Below are 22,796 nucleotides of genomic sequence, written 5' to 3'. Positions count from 1 at the left end.
GAAATCAGTGGCGCGGCAGTTTCCAGCCGGTGCCGAGCATGGGGTCGTAGATGTCGTCTCTGCGGTCTCGCAGGACATCGTTGAAGACGTTGAGATGTCGCGCGCTGCGCGACTTCCTGAGGTTGATCGACGCATACAGAATCTCTTCGCTGTCGCGGCTGGCCGGGCCTGCGACAGGCCAACCTTGCGCACCGACGATCAGGCTCTGGCCGATGAAAGGCTGGCCGCGCTCGGTGCCGACCCGGTCGGCGCAAATGATGTTCAGGCCGTTGCTGTGCGCATTTGCCATCGCCAACGTATTGGCCATTGCCGCATGCCCTTCGACCTGACCCGGCATGGGCACCCAGTTGGTCGGCATGCACACGAAGTCCGCGCCCTGCATGGCCAGCAGCCGGTAGACCTCGGGGAACCACCCGTCGTAGCAGATGATGGCGCCCAATCGTCCGATCTCGGTATGAAAGACCGGCAGGCCGAGGTCGCCGGACTCAAAGAAAAGATGCTCGTCACCCCAGAGATGCAGCTTGCGGTAAGTGCCGATGTAGCCATGGGGGCCGGCCACGAGTGCGGCGTTGAAGAGCCGGTCGCCGACGCGCTCCGCGATGCCAGCAACGACGTGGATCTTGCAGCGGCGCGCCACCTCGAGCCACACCTGCGAGCTCTCGCCGTCCGGCACCGGCTCGGCCAGGGCGAAAGCCTCCTGCCGCGAGGCGAACACGTAGCCGGTGTTCGCCAGCTCGGGCAACACCGCAACCACCGCGCCGTGCCGCGCCGCCTCCTCGATGAGGGCGACCGACCGCTGGAGGTTGGCAGCCTTGTCGCCAATCCGCGGTGCCATCTGGAGGCTGGCCACCTTCACGTCTGGGAAGACATTCGCCTCTTCGGCGGTTCGAACCATCGTCATCTGAGCTCCAAAAACGAAAAAGCCCTCGACGACGCTTTCGCGTAAATCGAGGGCTTCAATAGCCGGTATGTGAAGCAGCGCTGTTGCTGCCCGACGGCAAACTAACCTAACCGGTTGCTGTCGTGAGGCTGAAGGTTAAGAAGATGATCGGATCATGTCAATGGAAATTTGAAACTCATCTGTTGGAGTAAACCCTGGCAAGCTTCCTGGCTCCTTCTTCCCCAAGGTAGCTGCGCAGGCCTCCAAGGTCGATCACCTCGACGCCGCCATGCTCCACCCGCAGCAAGCCTGCGCGCTCGAGTTCATGCAGCGCCCTGTTGGCGCGCTGGCGAGAGACGGCCGACAAGAGCCCGATCTCATCCTGGTTCAGGCGCACGAAGCTGTTCGCCTGCGGGTAAAGAATCGGGTCGAACAGACTGGCCAGGCAGCGGGCGACACGCGCGTCGGGGCCCAGCAAGCGGTCGAACTCCATGAGCCCGATGAACAGGCTCAGGCGAGCGTTGATGTGCGACAGCAGGAACCGATTGAAATCGAGGTTCGTCGACACCAGGCGCTCGAAGGTGTGGCGCGGTACGCAGGCCACGCGCGTCGGGCGCATGGCCACGCCGTCGTACCGCCACGGGCCGGGATTCAGCAGCGAGCCTTCGCCGGCCCAGCCGCCGGAGGTCACGCCCGTGAAAGTGGAGACGCGGCCATCCGCCTGCGAGACCGACATCTTCACGAGGCCTTCGATGATGCCGAACCAGAGATCGGCCGGCCCGCCCTGGCGCATGACGAAGCCGCCGACCGGCACCTCGCGCTCGTGCGATTCGCGCACCACGCGGTCGAGCTCCTCGGCCGTCAGGGTCTGCGCCCATAAGCTCTCGCGGAGCATGCTCTCCATGGCCTTCGACGGCATACGCGCTTCCCCACTCGCATGTTGGTTGCTCGCTCCTCTGTGCGCGCCGGGCCTTCATGGAGGCCGGCGAGCACGCCCGTAAGTAATGTCTCTGAAACGACATTTTTGGCGCCGCGATCATGACATATTGACTCCTGTTCGCCACAACCAGAAGACAGGAGACAAGGATGGAACATCCGGAATCCGACGCGGGCCCCACGAGTGCACCGCATCACGATGACGAATCGCCGGGCATGCGCAGGCGCAATCTGCTGGGCTACGCGGCTTCAGCGCCTCTGCTGTCGGCCGCCGCCGGACTCGGCGGGCTGGCTGCCCCGTCGTCCGCCCACGCCGCGATACTGCCGATGACGCCACCCGACACGACCGACCAGCTCGACATCGGCGATGCAGTGACGGTGACCGCACTGCCGACCATGCCGCTGGTCAAGGTCAGCAACATCGGGAACGGCCGCGTCCGTCTGGAGCTACCGCGCTTCGAATCGGGCCAGGGCATCGCGACCGCCGCCGCCATGATGCTGGCGGACAAGCTGGGGCTGCCGCTGAACGCGATCGAGGTCGGCTCCGCCGACGCCAGCCCCGAGCTGTTCTACAACCAACTCACCGGCGGCTCGTCGAGCGTGCGGTCGCTGCATGCGGGCATGCCGCTGCTCGGCGGTTTGGGTGGGCAGCCCTCGGGCTCCGGAAGCGCGGTGGTCGGCCAGCGCGTGACGCGGCTCGACGCGCTGGACATCGTGACCGGACGCAAGAAGTTCACGCTCGACCAAGCCGTGCCCGACGCGAAGCCCACCATGGTGTGCCGGCCACCGACCATCAACGGCCAGTTCGTACGTATCAACAACACGACCGCGGTGATGGGCATGCCGGGCGTTCTGGGCATCGCGCCGATTCCCGCCACGAACGGCATCGTGCCCACGCCGCCCGGCGTGGCGGTGATGGCCGAGACATTCGGGCAGGCCTGGGCCGCGGTGAATGCGCTCGACGTCACCTGGACCGCAGGCGCGGTCGCCGGCGAGTCCAACGCCAGCATCCAGCAGAAGCTGAAATCCGCGCTGCTGCCCTTCCTGCTGCCGCCGCTGGGCGCTTTGACCGTCGAGGGCGAGTTCGAGTTCGCGGCGGTCTCGCATTGCCCGATGGAAACAGAATGCGCCATCGCCGATGTGCGCGCCGACCGGGCCGAGATCTGGTCCGGCCTGCAGAGCCCGATCGTCACGCAGCAAGCGGTGGCAGCCGATCTGGGCTTGCCGCTAGACAAGGTCAAGGTGCATGCTGTGCCCTCGGGTGGCTCCTTCGGGCGCCGGCTGTTCTGGGACGCGACGCTGCAAGCGGTACAGATCTCCAAGGCGCTGGGCCGCCCCTGCCGCCTGATGTACCACCGCACCGACGACATGCGCCATGGCCGCGTGCGCCCGCCCATGTTTCATCGGGCGCGCGCGACGATGCTGCTGGGCCAGGTCATCTCTTTCGAGCAGCGCATCGCCGGCGTGCGGCTCGATACGCGCCATGGCTTCGGCGAGATGCTGGGAGCCGCGGCCATCGCGCTGCCCAATGGCTTTCCGCAGACGGTAGGCAACTTCGCCGTCGAGCAGACCATGTTCAAGACCATGGTCAGCTCGCCGTACAACTTCGGCGTCACCACCAAGCTGCTGACGCCAGTGGCAATGGACATCAACACCTGCTCCTACCGTTCGGTGCACATCCAGCCTTCGCGCCTGGTGGAAGAGATCCTGGTCGACGAGATGGCCCGGGCGTTGAGCAAGGATCCGGTCGCCTTCCGTCTTGAATACTTGCGCCTGCCGCGCGCACGCGCGGTGCTCAAGGCGGTAGCTGCGGCTGCGCAATGGGGCAAGGCCATGCCGGCGGGCTTTGCGCAGGGCGTGGGTGTGCACCAGGAGTCGAAGTCTTTCACGGCCTGTATCGTCGAGATCGACGCGCGGGTGCCGACCGACCTCAAGGTGACGCGCGCCACCATCGCGATCGATGTCGGCACGCCCATCAACCCCTCGGGCATCGAGGCGCAGATGCAGGGCGGCTTGTGCGAATCGATCTCCATCGTGCTGACGGCCGGCCTGCACATTCAGAACGGCTTGCCGCTGGAAGGCAGCTACTCGCAGTACCACTTTGCGCGAATGAAGAACTACCCGAAGGACGTCAAGGTCATCATCATGCCGCCCAGCAGTGGCGAGGCCATTGGCGGTCTGGGCGAAGTCGGCTTGTCGGCCAGCTCGGGCGCAATCGCCAATGCCTATGCACGCGCAACCGGCAAGAAGCCGCGAAGTTTTCCGCTGAACTTTCCCGTCGATTTCACCCCCATCCCCCCGGGCAAGCTGCCCACGCCGGTCACCGTGCCGGTCCGCACCTGAGGAGCTCCATCATGCCTGTGCAATCTTTCAAGGTGAACGGCGGCAACGTCGACGTCGAGGCACCCGACGACATGGCGTTGCTGTGGGTGCTGCGCGACAAGCTCGGCATCACTGGCCCGAAGTACGGCTGCGGCATCAACGTGTGCAAGGCCTGCACCTGTCATGTGGACGGCAAGGCGGTCACCGCCTGCTCGACACGGGTGGCCGACGTGCGTGGCCGGCAGGTGACGACCATCGAAGGTCTGGCCAACGGAACCACGCTGCATCCGGTACAGCAGGCCTGGATGAACCTCGACGTGCCGCAATGCGGCTTCTGCCAACCAGGACAGATCATGGCGGCAGTCGATCTGTTGCGGCGCACCCGCAATCCCACGGACGCCGACATCGATGCCATCGAGAACGTGTGCCGCTGCGGCACCTACGGCCGCATCCGCGAAGCCATCAAGGCAGCTGCGGCGATGATGGGTTAGCACGTCGGGGCGTGAGCCGCGCCAGCCTTTCCTGCTCCTCGACCAGGAGAAAGCACCGGTCTCCTCCGCCTCGAGCCTTCTGCCATCCGTCTGAAGCAGCTACTCGGCCGAAAGACTCACAACACGTTGCATATCCTTGGGCACGACGAGCCCTTCCTGGAACCACCCCGTCCAGCACCACGAGCTTGCTCACCCGCTCGGGATGGTGTGCGGCCAGCTCGAACCCGACGCGCGCACCGAGGTCATGGCCAACGACGAGCGCACGCTCGACCCCGAGTTGATCCAGCAGGTCGAGGATGTCCTTGGCCACGGTCTCCCGGTCGTAGCCCGTCAAGGGCTTCGAGGAGTCGCCCATGCCGCGCAGATCGGGTGCGATCACGGTGTATCGGGAGGCGAGCGCAGGAATCACATGGTGCCAGGCATGGGCGGTGTTGGCCCAGCCGTGCAGAAGGACGACCGCCGGTCCTTTGCCGGCATACAAGTAGTGCAGTCGCACCCCGTTCACGAAGGCCTGCCGATGCTTCGTCTCGCCGGCCGCGCCATCGACAGACGCGATCGACAACTGTTTTGTCTCGTTGCCGCCAGAGATGATCTGCGCGTTCACACCACTTGCGGTCAAAGCACCGAGCGCGAGGAATGCGCCGATCAGCGCTTTCTTGCGAGAACCGCCTCTATTGCCGCTACTTCCGCTACCCATGTCCTATCTCCTGTTCGCGCCGATGCGTCGGTGCGCATCGATGGAAAATCTGCCGACCGGCGCGACCGCGGTGCACAACAAGCCACCGATGAACGCAAGGTTGGCCAAGCAATGATTCAGCTCACTCTGAAACGACGCGGCGTCCGCGAGCCATGGCGCATGCACGCCAAGGGTTAGCGGCACCAGCAGCAGCGCGAGCACAGGCGCAACCAGGCCGACCCGATAGCCGATAGCCAGTCCTCGCCCGCGGGCGATCGAAGAGCCAAGGGCCGTGCGGCCGCCCCTTATGCGCCCGCCGGCTATGCAATTCCGAAAGCCTTCTTTGCCGAGCGCGCAGCCCGCGCGTAGCCTGCGGCGTCCCCTTCCCCTCCAAGGAACCCGCAGATGAACGATCGTTTGAACCGCGTGCACGCATCGCGCTCCGCCGCCGTGAAAGCCGGCCTCGACCATCCCGTGATCGACACGGATGTCCACGTCAACGACTACGCTCCCGTGCTCGAGGATTACGTGGCGCAGTACGGCGGCAACAAGCTGGTCGACGCGCTGCGCAAGGCCCTGGGCGGGCGCTTCGTCACGCGCAACGGCGGCGGCAAGGACTGGTACCAGCAGACGCCCGAGGAACGCCAGTTCCACCGCACGCTGCGCGCGCCGTGGTGGGCCCGCGTGACGCGCAACACCTACGACCTGGCTACCTATACATTGCCCGCGCTGCTCTACGAGCGCCTGGGCGAGCAAGGCTCGGACTACTCGATCCTGTTTCCCAACGACGTGCTCTCGCCGGCCGCGGCCGGCAGCGAATACCGCCAGCCGCTGCACCGCGCGATCAACCACTTCCATGCTGACCAGTACCGACCGTACGCCGACCGCCTGACGCCGGTGGCGGGCATCCCGCTGCACACGCCGCAGGAAGGCATCGAGGAACTGGAATTCGCGGTCAAGACGCTCGGCCTGAAGGTGATCAACATCGCGGGAGGAGTGCGTCGTCCGATCCGCGCCATCGCCGAGAAATATCCGGCGAAGGAGCACCCGGAGATCGCGAAGCAGACCGGCTACATCGACTTCTACGGCATCGACAGCGAGCACGACTACGACCCCTTCTGGGCCAAGGTGGTGGAGCTCGGCGTGCCCGTCACCACGCACTACGGCAGCCAGGGATGGACGGGCCGGCAGTCGATCAGCAACTACATGAACAACCACATCGGCCACTTCGCCGATGGCTCGCAGGCCTTTGCCAAGGCGCTGTTTTTTGGCGGCGTCACGCGGCGCTTTCCGGGCCTGCGCGTGGGCCTGCTCGAAGGCGGGGCCGACTGGGGCGCGCACGTCTACACGCACCTCGTGGACCGCTGGGAAAAGCGCAACAAGAAGGCGGTGCGCAACTACGATCCCGCGGAAGCCGACGTCGAGCTGCTCGCCTCGCTGTTCGAACGCTACGGCGCCAACTTGCTCAAGGGCCGCACGCTCGACAAGTCGAAGCTGCTGCGCGACAGCCTCGGCATTTCGGCGCTGCCGCACAGCCGCGAGCCGAATGAATCGGAGATCGACGACTTCGCGCTCGCCGGCATCGAGAAGGTCGAGGACATCCGCGACCGCTGGGTCAACAACTTCTACTTCGGCTCCGAGGCCGACGACCGCACGGTGGCCGCGGCCTTCAACACCAAGGTGAATCCGCTGGGCACGAAGATCAACGCGATCTGGTCGTCCGACGTGGGCCACTGGGACGTGCCCGAGTTCACCGAGCCGCTGGCAGAAACCTGGGACCTGGTGCAGCAGGGCTTGATCTCGGCCGCGGACTTCAAGGCCTTTGTCTTCGACAACCCGCACCGCTTCTACACCGAAGCCAATCCGCGCTTCTTCGAAGGCACCGAAGTCGGGCGCAAGCTCGGCCTGAAAGGCGCGAAGTGAACGGCACGGCACGCCCCCTGCTCGCTCGCCTGCGCCGTTGGGCGGCACCGCTTGGCCTTCTCGCGCTGATGGCCGGTGCGTTGCCTGCACAGGCGGCCCCGGACACCATCCGCATCGGCGTTGCGACCGCGGGCGGCGGCGATCCAGTCACCTGGGGCGGCTCGCCGGGCGGCGTCGCACGCGTCAACAACTGGCTGGAGGACGAGTTCAAGGCGACGGGCATCAAGGTCGAATGGCTGTTCTTCAAGGGCGCCGGGCCGGCGGTGAACGAGGCGCTGTCGAACAAGCACATCGACTTCGCCTACCAGGGCGATCTGCCCTCGATCGTCGGACGCTCCAACGGCCTGAAGACCAAGCTGCTGCTGGCGAGCGGCGCGCGCAACAACCTGTACCTGGTGGCGCCGCCCAAGTCCGACATCCGCTCGATCAAGGACCTGAAGGACCGCACGGTCTCGATCTTCCGGGGCACCAACGGCCACCTCGTGGCCATCAACGTGCTGGCCGCCAACGGACTGGCCGAGCGCGACATCAAGGGCGTGAACCTCGACACCGGCAGCGCGCAGGCCGCACTGGTGTCGAACGGCGTGGATGCGGCCTTCGGTGGCTACGAGTGGTTCAAGGTGCGCGACCAGGGCCTGGCCAAAGTCGTGTATTCCACGCAGGGACAGGATCCGGCCTTCACACGCCAGGCCTCGCTTCTGGTGCGCGCAGACTTCGAGCAGGCCAACCCGGCCGAGGTGCAGCGCGTGGTCGACGTGTTCGTGCGGGCGGCGCGCTGGTCGTCGGACGAGAAGAACCGCGATGAGCTCTTCCGCATCTGGGCGCGCAGCGGCACGCCGGTCGCGTCCTGGGCGGCGGAGTTCGACCAGCAGCAACTCGCGGTGCGCAACTCGCCGCTGGCCGACGACTTCATCATCGGGCGCTACAAGGCCGTGGTGGCCGACGCGCTCAAGCTCAAGCTGATCCGCCGCGAGGTGTCGGTCGACGACTGGTTCGACACGCGCTACCTTAAGAACGCACTGAAGAAGCAAGGGCTGGACAACTACTGGACGGCCTACGACGCCAAGGGACAGCCGAAGGTGGGCCAGTCGGTCGCTTCACGATGAGCGCGGAAGCAGAATTGGCGGCTGTCTTGCGTCCGCGCGAAGGTGCGCCCGCGTCCGCGGCGCGCACGTTCGTGCCAGTGCTGGCGCGGCTGCCCTGGCGCCGCATCGGCGATCGCGCGCTCCCCTGGCTGCTGCCCATTGCCCTGCTCGCGCTCTGGTACACGGGCGCCGAGCAGGGCTGGATCTCGCCGCAGGTGCTGCCGCCGCCGCAGTTCGTGTGGGAAACGCTGCGCGACCTGGCCACGAGCGGAGATCTCTGGTTGCACGTGAGCACCAGTTTCACGCGCGTGGGGGTCGGCTTCGCGGCCGGAACACTTCTGGGACTGGCGCTGGGCTCGGCCATGGGCCTGTCGCGCAGCTTCGAGGCCTATGTGCTGCCCACCTTCAATGCGCTGGTGCAGATCCCGGTGCTGGCCTGGCTGCCGTTCGTGCTGCTGATCGTGGGCATCGGCGAACCGCTGAAGTACATCCTCATCGCCAAGGCGGCGCTGGTGCCGGTGGCGCTCAACACGCTGCAGGGCTTTCGGCAGACCTCATTCGCGCTGCGCGAAGTCGGCCAGGTCTACGGCTACACCCGGCGCCAGCAGGTGCTGGAGATCGTGTTGCCACACGCCGTGCCCACGCTCTTCACCGGCGTGCGGCTGGGCTTCACCAAGGCCTGGCTCTCGTTGGTCGTGGTGGAGCTGGTGGCTTCCAGCGAAGGGCTGGGCTACCTCATCGTCTATGGGCGGCAGCTGTTCCAGCTCGACCTGGTGATGGCGGCCGTGATCGTGGTGGGCGCCATCGGCTATGCCATCGACCGCCTGCTCGACCGCCTCGAAACCGCGGTGCACCAGCGCCAACCCGGCGGAGCCGCGCGATGAGCACGGCCACGCGGGACGCGGCCGAGCTGGCCGCCGTGCAGCCCCTTCGGCCGGAGCAGCGCAGCCGCTGGCGCGGCTTCGTGCTGCCTGTGGCGGCGGTCGTGCTGTGGTGGCTGCTGTCGTCGCTCGATGTCGTGAACTCGGCGCTGCTGGTCTCGCCGGCCAAGGTCTTCGACACCGCGGTCGACCAGGTGGCGAGCGGACGTCTCTGGCGCGCCCTCAGCGCCAGCCTGGCTCGCGAAGCGACGGGCTTTCTGATCGGCACCGCGTCGGGCCTCGTACTCGGTGCGCTGCTGGGGCTGTCGCCGCTCTTCAACCGTATCGTCGGCCCGAGCTTCAACACCTTCAAGCAGATCTCGCTGTTCGCGTGGATTCCGCTGATTTCTGTCTGGTTCGGCCTCGGCGACGTGGCCAAGGTGGTGTTTCTCTCGCTGGCCGCGCTGGTGCCAGTGGTGGTCAACACCTGCGACGGCATTCGCACCGCACCGGCCGGCCTGCTCGAGGTGGCACGCGTCTACGGCTACACGCGCTGGCAGACCGTCACGCAGGTGGTGCTGCCGGCCGCCCTGCCCTCGATCTTCACGGGCGTCTACCTGGCGCTCATCTATTCCTGGCTCGCGACCATCGGCGCCGAATACCTGCTGGTGGCCGGCCGCGGCATCGGCAACACGCTGATCGAGGGCAGCGAGCATTTCCAGATGGACCTGGTCATTTTCGGCATGTTCGTGATCGGCCTCGTCGGCTGGCTCATGAACGCCTCGGCCCGCGCGCTGGAGCGCCGCCTGGCGCGCTGGACCGGGCGCGCATGAACGACGCAGAAAGAACTTTCCTCCCATGACCTCCCTCCTCGCGAACCCCTCCAACGAACTCGACATTCGCGGCCTCGGCAAGCGCTATGCGAACACGCAGGCCAGCGGCGGCGAACTGCAGGTGCTCGAAGGCATCGACCTGCATGTTCCGGCTGGCCGCTTCGTGAGCATCGTCGGTGCCAGCGGGTGCGGCAAGTCCACGCTGCTGCGACTCATCCTCGGCCTCGATGCGCAGTACGAGGGAAAAATCCTGCTGGATGGCGAACCGATCTCGGGCACCGGCCGCGAGCGCGGCATCGTGTTCCAGGACCACCGCCTCTTCCCTTGGCTCACGGTGGAGCAGAACATCGCCGTGGGCCTGCGCAATGCGCCTTTCAGCGCCAAGGAGAAGCGCGAACGGGTGGCCGAGCACGTCGCCCTGGTCGGGCTCGAGGGCTTCGAGAAGTCCTGGCCGCACCAGATCTCCGGCGGCATGGCGCAGCGCGTTGCCATCGCGCGCGGCCTGGTGAACCGGCCGCGCGTGCTGCTGCTCGACGAGCCCTTCGGCGCGCTCGATGCGCTCACACGCTCGCGGCTGCAGAACGAGCTTCAGCGCATCTGGCAGAAGGAGCGCATCACGATGCTGCTGGTGACCCACGATGTCGAGGAAGCCGTCTTTCTCGGCGATCGCGTGGTGGTGATGCAGCCCTCGCCCGGCCGCATCCGGCGCACGGTCGAGGTCGACCTGCCGCACCCGCGCAACCGAAGCGACCCGGCCTTCATCGCCTTGCGCGACGACGTGCTCAGCGACTTCCTCGACGTCGGTGCCGATCGCGCACCGGTCGCCGCGCCGCAACAACCCAAATCGGCCGAAGCCGGCCTGCCGCAGCGGCTGCAGCTGGCGTGGTGAGCGCCGCAACCCCTTCCCCTTTTTTCCAAGGCATTCGCCCCATGGCTTCATCCACGCGCCAGTTCAAGCTCGGCGCCTTCCTCATGCAGACCGGCCACCACATCGCGGCCTGGCGCCATCCAGGCGCGCAGGCCGATGCCGGGAGCAACTTTCGCCACTACGTCGAGCTCGCGCAGAAGGCGGAAGCGGCCAAGTTCGACGCCGTCTTCCTCGCCGATTCCGTTGGCGTGCGCAACAGCGACCTGCCTTCGCTCTCGCGCACGGCACGCGCCGACCACTTCGAGCCGCTCACGCTGCTCTCCGCCATCGCGGCGCTGACCGAGCGCATCGGGCTCATCGCCACGGTGTCGACGAGCTTCAACGAGCCCTTCAACGTAGCGCGCAAGTTCGCTTCACTCGACCAGATCAGCGGCGGGCGCTCGGGCTGGAACCTGGTGACCTCCAGCGGCACCGGCGAGGCGCAGAACTTCAACCGCGACGAGCATTTCGAGCACGCGCTGCGCTACGAGCGCGCGGCCGAATTCCACGACGTGGTCACGGGCTTGTGGGACAGCTGGGAGGACGACAGCTTCGTGCGCGACAAGCCAAGCGGCCTCTACTTCGACGAGCACAAGCTGCACGTGCTGGGTCACAAGGGCGCGCACTTCTCGGTGCGCGGTCCGCTCAACGTCGCGCGCTCGCCGCAGGGACGGCCGGTGGTGGTGCAGGCCGGTGCTTCGGAAGCAGGCCGGGACCTTGCCGCGCGCACGGCCGAAGTGATCTTCGTCGCGCATCAGACCGTCGAGGAGGCGAAGGCCTTCTACGCCGACGTCAAGGGCCGGCTGCCACGCCATGGCCGCCACCCCGACGAGGTGAAGATCATGCCCGGCATCTTCCCGGTGGTCGGCCGCACGCAGGCAGAGGCCGAGGAGAAGTTCGAGCAACTGCAGGAACTCGTGCATCCGGTGGTCGGCGTGTCGCTGCTGTCGAACGTGATCGGAGGCTTCGACTTCTCCAGCCTGCCGGTCGACGCCCCGCTGCCCGAACTGCCGGAAACCAACGGCCCCAAGAGCCGCCAACGGCTGCTGCTGGACCTGGCGCGCCGCGAAAACCTCAGCATCCGGGATCTCTATCTGCGCATTGCCGGCGCGCGCGGCCACCAGCAGGTGGTGGGCACGCCCGCCAGCATTGCCGACCAGCTGCAGCAGTGGTTCGAGGAAGGCGGCGCGGACGGCTTCAACATCATGGCGCCGTGGTTCCCGGGCGGGCTGGACGACTTCATCGAGCTCGTGCTGCCCGAGCTGCGGCGGCGCGGCCTGTTCCGCACCGAGTACGAAGGCCGAACGCTGCGCGAGCACCTGGGTTTGCAGCGGCCCGTGCATCGCGCGCATTCGGCCCGCCAAGCGCATCCGGCCGCTATCGCGTGACCGCGTTCCCCACCTTTCTTGTTCCGCCATCGTTCATGCCCCCGCAACCCCCTGCCTACGAACAACTCGCCGAGCGCTTCCGCCCCGTGTTCGCCCGCATCGCCGAACATGCCGCCCAACGCGAGAACGAGCGCGCACTGGCCTACGATGCCGTCACCTGGCTGCGCGACGCGAACTTCGGCGCGTTGCGCGTGCCGCTCGCCCACGGCGGCCTTGGCGCCTCGGTCGAGCAGCTGTTCGACTTGCTCATCGAGCTTGGCGCTGCCGATTCCAACCTTCCGCAGATCCTGCGCGCGCACTTCGGTTTCATCGAACGGCTCTACGCCGAGATCGATCCCGAACTGCATGCACCCTGGCTGCGGCGCGCCGCCGACGGCGCGATCTTCGGCAATGCCACCACCGAGCTGGGCGAAGCCGAGGTGGGCACGCTGCAGACCAAGCTCACGCGTGACGGCAAAGGCTGGCTGCTCGATGGCGACAAGTACTACAGCACAGGCACTCTCTACGCCGACTGGATTCCCGTGACAGCCCAGCGCGCGGACGACACGAGCAAGCAAGGCCGCGTGCTGGTGCTCGTGCCCGCGGAGGCGCGCGGCGTGGAGCGCATCGACGATTGGCGCGGTTTCGGCCAGCGCCTGACCGGGTCGGGCACCACGCGCTTTCGCCGCGTCGCTGTCGAGCCAGGCCATGTGCTGTCCTACGACCGCGAACGGCCCACGCCGCTCACCGCCCATTTCCAGCTCACCCACCTGGCCACGCTGGCCGGCATTGCACGCGCGATCGAACGCGACGCAGTGGCCTTCGTGCAGCCGCGCAAGCGCGTGTACAGCCACGGCAGCGGCACCACACCGCGGGAAGATCCTCTGGTGCAGCAAGTGGTGGGGCAGCTTTCCAGCGCGGCCTTCACGGCGGCAGCGGCCGTGGCCGCAGTGGCTCGCGGACTGGGCGACATCGACCGCCTGCGCCAGCGTGGCGAGCCCGTTCCCGAAAGCCTGATCGTCGACGTGGAGCTGCGCACCGCCAAGGCGCAGGTGGGCATCGTCGACACCGTGCTGAACGCTGCGACGCGCCTGTTCGACATCGGGGGTGCCTCGGCGCTGCAGGAAGACCGGCGGCTGGATCGCCACTGGCGCAACGCGCGCACGCTGGCCTCGCACAACCCGGTGATCTACAAGGCGCGCACGGTCGGTGACCACGCGCTCAACGGGACCCGACCGACCTTCTATTGGGCAGTGGGGACCCGGACCGAAAGTTGATCAGGTTTCGCCGGCGCCATGACGGAACTGCGCTGCGGTGTGACGTGCGGGCAGCCGGTCGCCGGCGTCGAACAACTTGCGCCGCAGGCTGCCCTCGGCATAGGCGGTCTTGTAGACGCCACGGTTCTGCAGCTCGGGCACGACTAGGTCCACGAAATCCTCATAGCTCTCGGGCACCACGGTACGGCTCAGGTTGAAGCCATCCACGCCGGTCTCGTCGATCCACGACTGCAGTTCGTCCGCCACTTGCGACGCATCGCCGACGATGGCCGGATAGCGCCCACCGAGTTCGAAAAGGTCCAGCAGCTTGCGGCGCGTCCAGCCCTGCTGCTCGGCGGTGCGGGTGGCCGATTCGATGGCATTGGTCTTCCCGTAGTCGATCGGTTCGTCCAGGTCGTAGCGCGCGTAGTCGATGCCGGTGCTGGCAGAGAAATGGGCCAAGCCCGCCTCGCGGCTCGCGTAGTGCCGATAGTCCGCGTACTTTCCCTGCGCCTCCTTCGCGTTCGCGCCCGGCACCACCGCGGCACCGACGAACACCTTGACGTCGTCGGGACGCCGGCCGGCCAGTACCAGTTGCTCCCGCAGCGCCTGCACGCTCTTGCGCGCCGCTTCCTTGCTGGGCGGCGAGATGAAGACGCACTCGGCATGCCGCGCGGCAAAGCGCTGGCCACGGCCCGAACTGCCAGCCTGGAACAACACAGGCGTGCGCTGGGGCGAGGGTTCAGCCAGGTGATACCCCTCGACCTGGTGGTACCGGCCCTCGTGCCGCACCTTGTGCACCCGGGCCGGGTCCGCGAACACGCGCGCGGCCTTGTCGCGCCGCACGGCTGCATCTTCCCAGCTTCCCTCCCACAACTTGTAGAGCACTTCCAGGTACTCGTCGGCCCGTTCGTAGCGCTCGTCATGCGCGATCTGCTTCGCCAGGCCCATCGCGCGCGCGGCGCTGTCGAGATAGCCGGTGACGATGTTCCAGCCGATGCGTCCGCGCGTGAGATGGTCCAGCGTCGAGAAGCGCCGCGCCAGCAGGTAAGGCTGCTCGTAGGTCAGATTGACGGTGACGCCAAAGCCCAGATGCCGGGTTGCCGCCGCCATGGCCGACACCAGCAGCAGCGGGTCGTTCACCGGCAACTGGATCGACTCGCGCAGCGTCACGTCGACGTTGTGCTGGTAGATGTCGTAGACGCCCACGATGTCGGCAATGAACAGGCCGTCGAAGAGGCCCCGTTCCAAGGTTCGCGCCATGTCGGTCCAGTATTCGAGCGTGTTGTACTCGAGCGAGCGGTCGCGCGGATGGGTCCACAGGCCGTGGTTGATGTGGCCTACGCAGTTCATGTTGAATGCGTTGAGCAGAATCTGGTTCTTCTGCGCCATGTCAGAACGCCGGCAGCACGCCGCCGGCGAAGGTCTTGACGATGAAGTCGCGCACCTCGTCGGTCTGGTAGGCCTTGACGAGCTGCCCGACCCAGGGCTGCTCCTTGTCCTGCTCGCGCACCGCAATCAGGCAGGCGTAGGGACCTTCCTTGTCCTCGACCAGGATGCCGTCCCGGGCCGGATTGAGGCCGGCCTTGTTGGCATAGTCGGCATTGACGGCCGAGGCGTCGGTGTCGTCGAGGGTGCGCGGCAGCTGGGCGGCCTCGATCTCGACGAAGCGGAACTTCCGGGGGTTCTCGGTGATGTCGCGCGGCGTGGCATTGATGCCCGCGATCGGGTCGATGCCGCTCTTGAGCTTGATGACGCCGGCCTTCTGCAGCAGCAACAGCACCCGGCTTTCGTTCGACGGGTCATTGGGAATGGCAATGCTCGCGCCCTCCGGCAGGTCCTTGAAGGCCTTGTACTTGCGCGAATAGATCGCGATCGGCCCAATCCAGGTGCGGCCGAAGCCCACGATCTTGTAGCCGCGCGAACGCACCTGCGCCGCGAGGAAGGGCCGGTGCTGGAAGCTGTTGGCATCCAGGTCGCCAGCATCCAGCGCGGCGTTGGGCCGGCTGTAGTCGGTGAAGGGGACGATCTGGATCTTGAGGCCGTAGTCGCGCTCGGCCACGCGCTTGACGACCTCGAAGGTCTGCTCATGCGGTCCGGTCGTGACGCCAACCTTCAGGACCTTGGTGGTGCCGGGGTGCTCCTTGAGGGCCGCGAAAACGGGCAGGCCTGCACTGCCCGTGGCGGCGGCCGAGGCGAGCTGCAGCAGGCGGCGCCGGGACAGCGCGGCGGGAAGCGATGAGAAACGGCTCAAGAGAGACTCCGAAGAAAGAACGAAAGAGGGAAGAAAGAGGCCCGGCGCTCACAGGGCGCCGTGCCGCGGCGGGAGGCGGTCGTTGAGGTGGTAGTTGCCGATGTGGTGGTACTTCCAGCGCACCGGGTCGTGCAGCGTGTGGGTGCGCGCGTTGCGCCAGAAGCGGTCCAGGCCCAGGCCGTCGAGCGTGGCGCTGGTGCCGGCCAGCTCGAACAGGCGGTTGCCGGCGTCGAGCGAGGCGGTGGTGCTCAGCACGCGGGCCTCGGCCACCGCGATCGAGGCCGCGCCCACGCTGTGCTCGCCGGGTGCGCGCTGGGCCGCCTCGACGAAGCGGGCGGCGCGGCGCAGCAAGGCCTCGGCAGCGCGCAGGCGCACCGCCACCTCGCCGGTCAGCTGGATCGCGAGCGGGTCTTCGCTGGCGCGTTCCACACCGGCATCGATCCATGGCCGGGCGCGTTCGCGCACGAAGGGCAGCGTGGCCTCGAAGGCGCCGCGCCCCAGCCCCAAGTCGATGGCCGCATGCAGCAGCTGCGCGAACGGGCCGATGGTGGTGGGCCGCTCGAAGGAGGCCAGGAAGGGAATGACCCAGGCCGGGTCGATCTGCACCCCCTCGAAGCGCACCGAGCCGCTGCCCGTCACGCGCTGGCCGAATCCGTCCCAGTCGTCCACGATGCTCACGCCCTCGGCGCGGCGCGGCACGAAGGCGAGCTTGGTCACTTCGCGGGCGCCCTCCTGTGCCGCGACCAGCGTGGGAATCCAGTGCGCGAAGAGCGCACCGGTGCAATAGAACTTCTGCCCGTCGATCTGAAGGCTGCCGCCTTCCTCCTGCAGGCGCGTGCGACGCTTGAAGTCCTTGTGGCCGATCTCCGCGAGCGCATTGCCGAAGCGCTCGCCTTCGAGCACGCGGCGGTAGAAAAAGCTTTTCTGGGCCTCGGTGCCCCCGACGCGCAGCACCTCCAGTGCGTAGTAGTGGTTCTGCGGAATCTGGCCGAGCGAGCCGTCGGCGGCCGAGATGATGGCGATCACCTCCGCCAGCGTGCGCAACGAAACGCCAGCGCCGCCGTGCTCGCGCGGCACGGTGATCGCCCAGAGGCCGCTGGCGGTGAAGCGCTCCAGCTCGGCCCAGGGCAGGCGCCGCTCGCGATCGCGCGCCGCAGCGCCCCCCGCAAAGTCGACAGCGAGCTCGCACGCAATCTCCAGGGCCTGCGCGTCGTCGCGGATGCGCAGCGGTTTCTGCGCAGGAATGGGCGCGGGCTTTGCCACTGGCAAGCCAGGAACGCGCGCTGCCGGCGCCTCGGATGCGCGATCGGGAAAAAGAGCGGTAAGCGGCATCGGTCAGTTCCAGGAATGCCGCGGCGGCGGCACATGGTTGAGCAGGTAGTTGCCGATCAGGTGCGCCTTCCAGCGCACCGGGTCGTGCAGGGTGTGGGTGCGGGCATTGCGCCAGTGCCGGCCCAGGTTGCGGGCTTCCCGCGTGGATGAAGAGCCGGCGAGCTCGAACAGCTTCTCGGTGGCTTCGAGCGCGATGCGCGTGGTCAGGACCTTGGCCTCGGCCACGGCGACCGAGGCGCGCGCGCTGGATTCGGCCGTGACGGGCTGTGCCGCCACCGCATCGAGCGTGCGGCCGCTCTCCAGCAACACCTCGTGTGCGGCATGCAGGTCCACCTCGAGACGGCCTACGTCCTGGATGATGTACGGGTCGTCCGCCGCGCGGGCCACACCGGAATCGGTCCAGGGGCGCGCATGCTCGCGCACGAAGGCGATCGCCTCGGCGAGCGCCGCCTGCGCGATGCCCTGGTCGATGGCCGCCTGCAGGAGCTGCGAGCCCGGCCCGAAGAGGCCGGGCCGGTCGGCCAGTTGCCAGAGCGGCAACACGTCCGCCTCGTCGACCGGCACGGACTCGAAGCGCACCGTGCCGCTGGCGGTGGTGCGCTGTCCGAAGGAGGACCAGTCATCAACCACCGTGAGCCCCGGCGTATCGCGCGGCACCCACACCTGCACGACGCGGCCCTGGTCGTCGAGCGCACGCGCCGGCACGCGGTGAGCGAAGAGTGCACCGGTCGAATAGAAGCGCTCGCCGTCCAGGCGCAGGCCCTGGGGCGTGCGGCGCAGCCGTGTGACGCCGCCCGCAATGGTTTTCGATCGCCTCTCCGGGCCGGCATTGCCAAGGCGCCGGCCCGCCAGCACCTCGGCATGGAAGCGGGTCTTCTGCGCCTCGGTGCCGATCTCGCGGAGCACGCCCAGCACACCGAAGTGGTTCTGCGGGATCTGGCCGAGCGAGCCGTCGGCGGCCGACAGGATCACGAAGATCTCGGCCAGCGTGGCGTAGGACACATCGGCGCCACCATGCGCGCGCGGCACGGTGATGCCGCCGAGACCGCTCTCGGACCAGAGATCGAGCTCGTCCCAGGGCAGGCGCCGCTCGCGATCGCGCGCGGAAGCGCCGGGGGCGAACAGCGCGGCAAGCCGGTGCGCGGCCTCCAGCGCTTCGTCGTCGCCGCGGATGCGCCGCACGCGCGCGGGATCGGGGTCGCGCGGCTTGCGCGGGATGGCGAGGCCACCGGAAAGAGGTTCAGGCAGGGAGGACATCGGGGAATCGTTCAGGCCATCGCCAGCGAGGGCACCTCGACCGGTTTGCTGGCACGCTGGCGCAGCACCGGCAGCGCCCGCTGGACGGCCAGTGCGATGCGTGCACGCAGCGCATCGCCGCTCACGCGATAGTTCTCGAATTCCTTGTCGGTCGCATAGACGCCGATGGGCAGCGTGTAGGCCTGGAAGAAGCTGAACAGCGGGCGCAGCTGGTGGTCGATCGCCAGTGCGTGGCGGTCGCTGCCGCCGGTGGCCGCAAGCAGCACCGGGACGTCGATCAGCGATTCGTGATGGACGAAGTCGAAGAAATGCTTGAAGAGCCCTGTGTACGAACCGCGATAGATCGGGCTCGCCACCAGCAGCAGGTCGGCGGATTCCACATCCTTGAGCGACTGCTCGACCTCAGCCGGAAGCTGGCCGCGCTGCAGCACGCCGCCGAACTTCGGCACCAGCTGGCCGAGTTCGATCAGGCGCGTCTCGGCGGGCCAGGCGTCGGTCAGTCCCTCCAGCAGTTCCTCGACCAGCGCGAGCGTGCGCGAGGGGCGTTGCAGGCCGCCGGAGACGGCGACGATCTTGAGTCTTTGAGTCATGGTGAGAAGAGAAAAGAAAGACAGACCACGAATGTGCAGGCCGCGCGGACCTTTTGACGCACGGGCTCTAGAAGCATTTCAGCTATGGATATGCGGATTCCGGGGCCCCTTGTTTCCGCATAACCATGCGCGGTTTTCTTCGTTGATGAGGCGGGCAGGGCTTCCTACGATCGGCGCTTCGCAATCAGCCAGACCGCTCCCGTGCCGGAGCGCGCCCTCATGCCCATCGAGACGCCCTCCACTTCCCTTGCCAGCGCCCCGCCTTCGAGGCGCCTGGCACTCAAGACCTTCGCCTCTCTCGCATCCGTCGCCGCCATCGGCGGCCTGGCACTCGCGGGCTGCTCGCGCGAAGATGGCAGCAAGTCCGCCGCGGCCGGCGGCCCGGCCGTGGTGAAGAAGACCGGCGACAAGGTGGCGTTCAAGTACCCGAACAACCCGTCGTTCGACCTGATCTACCTGGCCGACGAGCTCGGCTACTTCGAGGGCACAAACACCCGCCCGGAGTACGTCGGCAAGATCGCCGCGCCGCAGATCATTCCGCTGGTGGGCACGGGCGAGATCGACTTCGGCAGCCGCATGGTGCCGCTGGTGATCTCGGCCATTGCGTCGGGTGCGGACCTCAAGGTGGTGGCTGCAGGCGGCAAGACGCTGCAGGAAGCGCCACACATGAAGTACTTCGTCCGCAAGGACTCGGGTATCCGCAACCCCAAGGACCTCGAAGGCAAGACCATCGGCTTCAACAGCTTCGGCGCTTGCGCCGAATTCGTGACCAAGAAGTACCTGCGCCAGCACGACGTGGACGTGACGAAGATCAACTTCGTCGTCATCCCCGACGAGCAGGCCGAGCAGACGCTGGTGACCGGCAACACCGACCTGGCGATCATCCACGCGCCCTTCTCGGGCCGCGCCGACAACGCCGAGTCGCTGGTGCGGCTGTGGAGCGACTTCGACCTCGACGGCGGCCTTGGCGGCATGGCGCCGTACAGCGCGCACGGCCAGTTCATCCGCCAGCACCCCGAGGCGGTGCGCGACGTGGTCGCGGCGCTGGCCAAGGCCGGCAACTGGGTCAACGCCAACACCGAAGAAGCACGCAAGCTGGTGGCCAAGCGCATCAACATGGACCTGAAGAACGTCGACCGCTACGCCTACGTCGACGACCTCGTGGTGACCGAGCCGCCGATCCAGTACTACATCGACATCCTGCAGTCCGAAGGCAAGCTCGCCGCCGGCAAGGTCGCGGTGAAGGACGTCTACACCAACGAGTTCAACCCCTTCGCGCAGCAGCAGGCCGCGAAGTCCTGATCCGGCAAGCGCCATGAGCATCAAGATCTCGGCCCGCGACGTGAGGATGGACTATGCGGCGCGCGGCGCGAGCGAGCGCGTGCGGGTGCTCGAAGGCTTCGACCTCGACGTGCGCGACGGCGAATTCCTCTCGGTGCTCGGGCCTTCGGGCTGCGGCAAGTCGACCTTTCTCGGCATCCTGGCCGGGTTGACCGAACGCACCGGCGGACGCATCGCCATCAACGGCCAGCCGCTCGCGGGCATCAACCGCAACCAGGGCGTGGTGTTCCAGGGCTATGCGCTGTTTCCGTGGCTGTCGGTGCTCGACAACATCGCGGTCGGGCTAGAGATACGCGGCATCGGCAAGGCCGCGCGCCGCCGCACCGCGCACGAATACCTCGAACTGGTGGGCCTTCACGGCTTTGCCGATCGCTATCCGCACGAGATCTCGGGCGGCATGAAGCAGCGCGTGGCCATTGCGCGCTCGCTCGCCTACAAACCCGACATCCTGCTGATGGACGAGCCCTTTGCGGCGCTCGACGCGCAGACGCGCGAAATCCTGCAGGGCGAGCTGCTGCGCATCTGGGGGCAGTACCGCAAGACCATTGTCTTCATCACGCACAGCCTGGAGGAAGCGGTGTACCTCTCCGACCGCGTGGCGGTGATGACGCAGCGGCCCGGTCGCATCAAGGACATCATCGACATTCCGCTCGCGCGGCCGCGTTCGGCGGAGGTGCGGCACACGGCCGAGTTTGCCGCGCTGCGCCAGCGCGCGTGGGAGGTGCTGAAGGATGAAGTGCAGATCGGGTTGAAGCCGCGGTCGCTCGATGGAGTGGTGTCATGAGCGCGGTTCTGGACGCGCCGGTGGCCAGCTCACCGGGCCGCTTTTTCAGATTCGCACACGGCTTCGGCCGGGTGGCCGAACGCGGCATCGGCATCGTGGTCTTCCTCGCACTCTGGGAGGCGTTGCCGCGCCTGAGCGTCGTGAGCGATGCCTACCTGAGCCCGCCATCCGCCGTGCTCGCAAGCATCGGCCAGCTCGTGGAGACCGGCCAACTCTGGAAACACGTGGCGACGAGCTTGCAGCGCTCGCTGTGGGGCCTGCTGCTCGCGAGCTTCTCGGGCGTGGTGCTGGGCCTCCTGATCGGCAGTTCCAAGCGGCTGGCTGCCATCGTCGATCCGGTGCTGCAACTCTTCCGGCAGACCTCGGCCTTCGCGCTGTTCCCGGTGTTCATCCTGTTCCTGGGGATCGGCGAGCAGTCGAAGGTGGCGATCATCTTCTGGGCCTCATTCTGGCCCGTGCTGCTGAGCACGGTGGGCGGCGTGAAACAGGTCGACCGGCTGCTCGTCAACTCGGCGCTGTCCATGGGCGCCTCGCGGCGCTTCGTCTTCTTCAAGGTGGTGCTGCCGGCGTCGCTGCCGTCGATCTTCACCGGCGTGCGGCTGGCGGGCGCCTACAGCATCACGGCGCTGGTGGCGGCCGAGATGATCGGTGCGCATTCGGGCCTGGGCTTTCTCACGCTCAACTCGCAGGAGACCTTCCAGATACCGACGATGTATGCCGGCATCCTGCTGTTGGCCGTGCTCGGACTGCTGCTCAACTACCTGCTGGCCTTGCTGGAGCGGCGGCTGCTGCGCTGGCGCAAGGGACTGAGCCTCGATGACTGAGCGCAGGCTGTCGAAGCGCGGGCTGGTGCTGGCAGGCACGGCGTTGGCGATGGCCGTGGCGCTCGCGGGCATCGGTGGCGCCTGGGCCTTCGCAACGCCCGTGCTGTCGGGCCTGCCGAAGGGACCGGTGCTCTCCCGCGCGATCGAGCGCGGCAAGCTGATCGTGGGCGTGCGCCGCTATCCGCGCCCTGCCCCGCCCGAGACGCCGACGCCGCCGGAGCCCGACGGCTTCGACGCCACGCTCGCACGGCAACTGGCGGCTTCGCTCGGTGTGCCGCTGGAGCTGGTCGGCCTCGACCCTGCGGCGCAAGAGGCCGCGCTGCGCGAAGGCCGCGTCGACCTGCTGGTGACCGGCGTGCCTGCGCAATCCGCGTCCGGCATCGCGGCCGCGCCCGGCAGCTACGACATCGGCCGCGGCCTCGTGGTCGCGCTCAGGCGGGGCAAGGTTCAGGAAGCGTCCGCGCTGCGCGGTGCCCCGGTCTGCGTGGGCGAAGGTTCGGGCTACGCCGGCGCGGTATGGCAGCGCTATGGCGCGCAGCCGCGCAGCTATCCCTCTTCGGTCCATGCAGCGTCCGCCTTCGTGGCCGGCGAATGCGTGGCACTGGCCGAGGACGCCGAGGTGCTGGAACGGCTCATGCAGAACGAGGAATGGCGCTTCTACAAGCCGCTGGCGAGCGATCTGCGTCCACCGTCGGATGCAGCCATCCGCTTGCCCGAAGGCGATGCCGTGTCGCGCGACTACCTGGCAGCGGCCCTGCGCCAATGGCGTGCCGACGGCACGCTGGCGCAGGCGCGAGATGCGCGCGCCGGCAATCTGCAGTTCGAGATCACGCTGCTCAAGGACGGCTTCGTCTGCCATTCCTGAGTACGCTGCACCT

At 67.4% G+C, this 22,796-nt stretch carries 22 protein-coding genes; 13 read left to right on the top strand and 9 right to left on the bottom strand.

The annotated features are described in order from the left end of the window. Positions 1-4: 4 nt before the first annotated feature. Both BLR24_RS26840 and BLR24_RS26835 read right to left on the bottom strand, forming a co-directional pair. Positions 5-901 (bottom strand): nitrilase family protein, encoded by an 897-nt coding sequence (locus BLR24_RS26840; protein ID WP_093023125.1) that lies wholly within the window; start codon positions 899-901, stop codon positions 5-7. A gap of 175 nt (positions 902-1,076) precedes the next feature. Further along, positions 1,077-1,784, bottom strand: a complete 708-nt coding sequence (locus BLR24_RS26835) for a Crp/Fnr family transcriptional regulator (protein WP_254787600.1) — start codon at positions 1,782-1,784, stop codon at positions 1,077-1,079. Positions 1,785-1,966: 182 nt separating this feature from the next. Here BLR24_RS26835 and BLR24_RS26830 point away from each other — a divergent pair, with 182 nt between their 5' ends. After that, positions 1,967-4,159: a xanthine dehydrogenase family protein molybdopterin-binding subunit gene (locus tag BLR24_RS26830; RefSeq protein WP_093023121.1), complete on the top strand. Its 2,193-nt coding sequence runs from the start codon at positions 1,967-1,969 to the stop codon at positions 4,157-4,159. An 11-nt stretch (positions 4,160-4,170) separates the two neighbouring features. Beyond that, entirely contained in the window at positions 4,171-4,629 is a 459-nt protein-coding gene (locus BLR24_RS26825; protein ID WP_093023119.1) for a (2Fe-2S)-binding protein, read from the top strand. On the opposite strand, the gene BLR24_RS26820 is transcribed toward BLR24_RS26825, so the two are convergent. Both BLR24_RS26820 and BLR24_RS26815 read right to left on the bottom strand, forming a co-directional pair. After that, positions 4,601-5,326, bottom strand: a complete 726-nt coding sequence (locus tag BLR24_RS26820; RefSeq protein ID WP_093023117.1) for an alpha/beta fold hydrolase — start codon at positions 5,324-5,326, stop codon at positions 4,601-4,603. The genes BLR24_RS26825 and BLR24_RS26820 overlap by 29 nt on opposite strands. 3 nt (positions 5,327-5,329) lie before the next feature. Then, positions 5,330-5,527, bottom strand: coding sequence for a hypothetical protein (locus tag BLR24_RS26815; RefSeq protein WP_093023115.1), 198 nt, complete (start codon positions 5,525-5,527; stop codon positions 5,330-5,332). A 183-nt stretch (positions 5,528-5,710) separates the two neighbouring features. On the opposite strand from BLR24_RS26815, the gene BLR24_RS26810 reads away from it, so the two are divergent. From BLR24_RS26810 to BLR24_RS26780, 7 genes are all read left to right on the top strand, one after another. Next, positions 5,711-7,228: an amidohydrolase family protein gene (locus BLR24_RS26810; protein ID WP_093023113.1), complete on the top strand. Its 1,518-nt coding sequence runs from the start codon at positions 5,711-5,713 to the stop codon at positions 7,226-7,228. Positions 7,229-7,296: 68 nt separating this feature from the next. Beyond that, a complete protein-coding gene (locus BLR24_RS26805) occupies positions 7,297-8,334 on the top strand; it encodes an ABC transporter substrate-binding protein (RefSeq protein ID WP_093023111.1) in 1,038 nt (345 codons plus the stop codon). Next, positions 8,331-9,197, top strand: coding sequence for an ABC transporter permease (locus BLR24_RS26800; protein WP_093023109.1), 867 nt, complete (start codon positions 8,331-8,333; stop codon positions 9,195-9,197). The genes BLR24_RS26805 and BLR24_RS26800 overlap by 4 nt, the downstream gene beginning before the upstream one ends. Continuing rightward, positions 9,194-10,006: an ABC transporter permease gene (locus BLR24_RS26795; protein WP_093023107.1), complete on the top strand. Its 813-nt coding sequence runs from the start codon at positions 9,194-9,196 to the stop codon at positions 10,004-10,006. The genes BLR24_RS26800 and BLR24_RS26795 overlap by 4 nt, the downstream gene beginning before the upstream one ends. A gap of 25 nt (positions 10,007-10,031) precedes the next feature. Then, entirely contained in the window at positions 10,032-10,895 is an 864-nt protein-coding gene (locus BLR24_RS26790) for an ABC transporter ATP-binding protein (protein WP_093023106.1), read from the top strand. Positions 10,896-10,936: 41 nt separating this feature from the next. Beyond that, a complete protein-coding gene (locus BLR24_RS26785; protein ID WP_093023104.1) occupies positions 10,937-12,301 on the top strand; it encodes an LLM class flavin-dependent oxidoreductase in 1,365 nt (454 codons plus the stop codon). A 35-nt stretch (positions 12,302-12,336) separates the two neighbouring features. Then, positions 12,337-13,557 (top strand): acyl-CoA dehydrogenase family protein, encoded by a 1,221-nt coding sequence (locus tag BLR24_RS26780; RefSeq protein ID WP_093023102.1) that lies wholly within the window; start codon positions 12,337-12,339, stop codon positions 13,555-13,557. Here the strand turns inward: BLR24_RS26780 and BLR24_RS26775 are convergent, their stop codons facing one another. The 5 genes from BLR24_RS26775 to msuE are packed head-to-tail and all read right to left on the bottom strand — an operon-like array spanning position 13,558 to position 18,969. Then, a complete protein-coding gene (locus BLR24_RS26775; RefSeq protein WP_093023100.1) occupies positions 13,558-14,928 on the bottom strand; it encodes an LLM class flavin-dependent oxidoreductase in 1,371 nt (456 codons plus the stop codon). A 1-nt stretch (position 14,929) separates the two neighbouring features. After that, positions 14,930-15,790 (bottom strand): MetQ/NlpA family ABC transporter substrate-binding protein, encoded by an 861-nt coding sequence (locus BLR24_RS26770; protein ID WP_093023098.1) that lies wholly within the window; start codon positions 15,788-15,790, stop codon positions 14,930-14,932. 48 nt (positions 15,791-15,838) lie between these two features. Continuing rightward, on the bottom strand, positions 15,839-17,122 hold the full coding sequence (locus tag BLR24_RS26765) for an SfnB family sulfur acquisition oxidoreductase (RefSeq protein WP_254787598.1): 1,284 nt from the start codon (positions 17,120-17,122) through the stop codon (positions 15,839-15,841). A gap of 3 nt (positions 17,123-17,125) precedes the next feature. Beyond that, positions 17,126-18,379 carry an SfnB family sulfur acquisition oxidoreductase gene (locus BLR24_RS26760; RefSeq protein WP_093023097.1) on the bottom strand — a complete coding sequence of 418 codons (1,254 nt, stop codon included), beginning with the start codon at positions 18,377-18,379 and terminating at the stop codon, positions 17,126-17,128. An 11-nt stretch (positions 18,380-18,390) separates the two neighbouring features. Continuing rightward, positions 18,391-18,969 (bottom strand): FMN reductase, encoded by a 579-nt coding sequence (gene msuE / locus BLR24_RS26755; protein ID WP_093023095.1) that lies wholly within the window; start codon positions 18,967-18,969, stop codon positions 18,391-18,393. Between the two features lie 219 nt (positions 18,970-19,188). Between msuE and BLR24_RS26750 the strand changes: the two genes are divergently transcribed. Genes BLR24_RS26750 through BLR24_RS26735 form a run of 4 tightly spaced genes read left to right on the top strand, consistent with a single transcriptional unit; the run spans position 19,189 to position 22,783 of the window. Further along, entirely contained in the window at positions 19,189-20,271 is a 1,083-nt protein-coding gene (locus BLR24_RS26750) for an ABC transporter substrate-binding protein (protein WP_093023093.1), read from the top strand. A gap of 13 nt (positions 20,272-20,284) precedes the next feature. Further along, positions 20,285-21,094: an ABC transporter ATP-binding protein gene (locus BLR24_RS26745; RefSeq protein WP_093023091.1), complete on the top strand. Its 810-nt coding sequence runs from the start codon at positions 20,285-20,287 to the stop codon at positions 21,092-21,094. Further along, entirely contained in the window at positions 21,091-21,918 is an 828-nt protein-coding gene (locus BLR24_RS26740; RefSeq protein ID WP_093023089.1) for an ABC transporter permease, read from the top strand. Before BLR24_RS26745 ends, BLR24_RS26740 begins: the two co-directional genes overlap by 4 nt. After that, complete coding sequence (locus tag BLR24_RS26735; protein WP_093023087.1) at positions 21,911-22,783, top strand: transporter substrate-binding domain-containing protein; 873 nt, start codon at positions 21,911-21,913, stop codon at positions 22,781-22,783. Before BLR24_RS26740 ends, BLR24_RS26735 begins: the two co-directional genes overlap by 8 nt. Positions 22,784-22,796: the final 13 nt, after the last annotated feature.

Origin of the sequence: Variovorax sp. OV700, from assembly GCF_900099805.1 — a bacterium.
Classification (GTDB): domain Bacteria; phylum Pseudomonadota; class Gammaproteobacteria; order Burkholderiales; family Burkholderiaceae_C; genus Variovorax.
This window is presented reverse-complemented; position numbering and strand designations above follow the sequence as displayed.

Coding starts and splice junctions, on each gene's coding strand:
- BLR24_RS26800 (WP_093023109.1), top strand. CDS start 8,331: ATGAGCGCGGAAGCAGAATTGGCGGCTGTCTTGCGTCCGCGCGAAGGT.
- BLR24_RS26775 (WP_093023100.1), bottom strand. CDS start 14,928: ATGGCGCAGAAGAACCAGATTCTGCTCAACGCATTCAACATGAACTGC.
- BLR24_RS26750 (WP_093023093.1), top strand. CDS start 19,189: ATGCCCATCGAGACGCCCTCCACTTCCCTTGCCAGCGCCCCGCCTTCG.
- BLR24_RS26780 (WP_093023102.1), top strand. CDS start 12,337: ATGCCCCCGCAACCCCCTGCCTACGAACAACTCGCCGAGCGCTTCCGC.
- BLR24_RS26745 (WP_093023091.1), top strand. CDS start 20,285: ATGAGCATCAAGATCTCGGCCCGCGACGTGAGGATGGACTATGCGGCG.
- BLR24_RS26795 (WP_093023107.1), top strand. CDS start 9,194: ATGAGCACGGCCACGCGGGACGCGGCCGAGCTGGCCGCCGTGCAGCCC.
- BLR24_RS26810 (WP_093023113.1), top strand. CDS start 5,711: ATGAACGATCGTTTGAACCGCGTGCACGCATCGCGCTCCGCCGCCGTG.
- BLR24_RS26760 (WP_093023097.1), bottom strand. CDS start 18,379: ATGTCCTCCCTGCCTGAACCTCTTTCCGGTGGCCTCGCCATCCCGCGC.
- BLR24_RS26765 (WP_254787598.1), bottom strand. CDS start 17,122: ATGCCGCTTACCGCTCTTTTTCCCGATCGCGCATCCGAGGCGCCGGCA.
- msuE (WP_093023095.1), bottom strand. CDS start 18,969: ATGACTCAAAGACTCAAGATCGTCGCCGTCTCCGGCGGCCTGCAACGC.
- BLR24_RS26840 (WP_093023125.1), bottom strand. CDS start 901: ATGACGATGGTTCGAACCGCCGAAGAGGCGAATGTCTTCCCAGACGTG.
- BLR24_RS26740 (WP_093023089.1), top strand. CDS start 21,091: ATGAGCGCGGTTCTGGACGCGCCGGTGGCCAGCTCACCGGGCCGCTTT.
- BLR24_RS26790 (WP_093023106.1), top strand. CDS start 10,032: ATGACCTCCCTCCTCGCGAACCCCTCCAACGAACTCGACATTCGCGGC.
- BLR24_RS26735 (WP_093023087.1), top strand. CDS start 21,911: ATGACTGAGCGCAGGCTGTCGAAGCGCGGGCTGGTGCTGGCAGGCACG.
- BLR24_RS26785 (WP_093023104.1), top strand. CDS start 10,937: ATGGCTTCATCCACGCGCCAGTTCAAGCTCGGCGCCTTCCTCATGCAG.
- BLR24_RS26820 (WP_093023117.1), bottom strand. CDS start 5,326: ATGGGTAGCGGAAGTAGCGGCAATAGAGGCGGTTCTCGCAAGAAAGCG.
- BLR24_RS26830 (WP_093023121.1), top strand. CDS start 1,967: ATGGAACATCCGGAATCCGACGCGGGCCCCACGAGTGCACCGCATCAC.
- BLR24_RS26825 (WP_093023119.1), top strand. CDS start 4,171: ATGCCTGTGCAATCTTTCAAGGTGAACGGCGGCAACGTCGACGTCGAG.
- BLR24_RS26805 (WP_093023111.1), top strand. CDS start 7,297: ATGGCCGGTGCGTTGCCTGCACAGGCGGCCCCGGACACCATCCGCATC.
- BLR24_RS26835 (WP_254787600.1), bottom strand. CDS start 1,784: ATGGAGAGCATGCTCCGCGAGAGCTTATGGGCGCAGACCCTGACGGCC.